General features: G+C 35.1%; 2 protein-coding genes and 1 riboswitch. Both genes read left to right on the forward strand.

The features are described 5' to 3' along the window. On the forward strand, positions 1 to 394 hold a 394-nt coding region (locus A194_RS0116375; protein ID WP_017187849.1), incomplete at its 5' end, for a MarR family winged helix-turn-helix transcriptional regulator. 91 nt (positions 395 to 485) lie between these two features. Then, positions 486 to 675, forward strand: a riboswitch (cobalamin riboswitch). A 153-nt stretch (positions 676 to 828) separates the two neighbouring features. Then, positions 829 to 1,042: hypothetical protein (locus A194_RS0116380; protein ID WP_029425491.1), on the forward strand; the 214-nt coding region annotated here is incomplete at its 3' end.

A 1,042-nucleotide genomic window follows, 5' to 3' on the forward strand; every position in this document is an offset into this window, starting at 1 on the left:
GCCTTATATTCCCAAGAAACTATTTGGACAAGAGCAATTATTACAAACAGGCGATTTACATCCATCGCATTTTCATATTTTGCATATGGTTCAACAGTTAGGCCCTATTCGAATGTCAGAGATTGCACAGGCATCGGGGATCAATAAATCAAACTTAACTCCATTAATTCACAAGCTAATTGACTATCACTATATAGAAAAAGAGAAGTCATCTCATGATCGCCGCGTAACGTATATTCATTTAACAAGTGAAGGACAAGCTTTTTTAACAGATAAGAAGAAAGTGTTAGAAGCGAAAGTGGAAAACCGTTTATCGACTTTAACTAAAGATGAGCAGATTCAGTTAAAACAAGCCTTCAAAATGATTAGTTCTATATTATCAAAGCTAGATTAATGATATCCTATCAAGTATTGAATTAAATAAGGAAAAAAGGGCTTAACATGACAGTTGACGTATAGTTTCTTTTAGCTTATGATATTTATAATTAAATAGGAAAAAGATGGGTTGACTTGTAGCGTGCTATAAGTCATTAAAAGGGAAGTTCGGTGAAATTCCGACACGGTCCCGCCACTGTAATTGGAAGTTTTCTATTAAGTTACCACTGTCAATAGACGGGAAGGTAATAGAAAATGATGATCATGAGTCAGGAGACCTGCCTATCTTTTTACGTCATTCAACCTACGAGGATAGGGAGGTGTGCTAGCGCATAGTGAGTTTTGAGTTTATTTGTACATAGTGTCGCTACAGCATGATGAAAGTATACACCCCTTCGTTGTTGAAGGGGTGTTTTTTTGTTGGATTAATCTATCAATATGGAGGGGAATATAGTGAATAGGTTTAAAGAAATAGGAATTAAAAGTTCATTCATTGTTTTTATAGCAACCATTTTATTAATCGCTCAATCTGGAATGTATTCTAGTTCATCTGTCTATGCAAGTGAACTGTCTAATGGAGTAACCATTACAGCTATTAATGAAGATGGAGAGGATGTATTTGAATCTGAAGCTGTTTCATTTGAAGATGGGGATACAGCATTTGATG

The organism is Alkalibacillus haloalkaliphilus C5, assembly GCF_000269905.1.
GTDB lineage: Bacteria > Bacillota > Bacilli > Bacillales > Alkalibacillaceae > Alkalibacillus > Alkalibacillus haloalkaliphilus_A.